Genomic DNA, 615 nt, shown 5'->3' with positions numbered 1-615 from the left:
CAGCAGGCTGCGCAGGCAGGCGGAGGTGCTACGCCCCACGCGCATCAGGCGGTCACTCCGGGCGCCTGCCCGCACAGGCAGGCGAAGGCGCGGTCGACGATGTCCCGTTCGAGATCCCGCACGATGAAGACCAGGCGGGTGCCGTGGTCGGCGTCGGGCCAGGCGGGGAGCGAGGCGTCCGGGTAGCGCAGGTGATGCACGCACTGCACGACCCGCGGCGCCGGCTCGCCGCGCACATTCACGATGCCCTTCACCCGCAGCAGATTCGTCCCCACGAGGCTCTGCAGCAGATCGAGGGCGGTGGTGAAATCGCCCCAGGCGACGGGGGCATCAAGGCGCAGCACGAAGGCGTGGGTGTGTTCGTCGTGGCGCGGCGCCGGATCGGCGGGCGGCCTGGCGGCCGGCTCGCGGCGCGGGGCATAGGGACTGGGGCGCGCTGCAGCGGCAGCGACCGCCTCGTCGGCCAGCCAGCCGGCCACGTCGGCGGAATGGGTGTTCGGGTTCCACAGGCCGCAGTCGAGCACCACGGCCGCGTCGACCTCGCCACCGGCGATGCGGACCTGGGGCGCGCCGGGGTTGAGCCCGGCCAGCTGCGCCGCCAGCGCGTCGAGCGCC

1 protein-coding gene is annotated in these 615 nt (G+C 74.5%); it reads right to left on the bottom strand.

The window, feature by feature from the left end; genetic code table 11:
* Positions 1–44: 44 nt before the first annotated feature.
* A partial coding sequence (locus L6Q67_RS24025) for a GTP-binding protein (protein WP_296576178.1) occupies positions 45–615 on the bottom strand: 571 nt, incomplete at its 5' end.

Source organism: Zoogloea sp., assembly GCF_023150065.1.
Lineage (GTDB): Bacteria > Pseudomonadota > Gammaproteobacteria > Burkholderiales > Rhodocyclaceae > Zoogloea.
The sequence above is the reverse complement of the archived record's forward strand: the minus strand, read 5'-3'. Positions and strand labels throughout refer to the sequence as shown.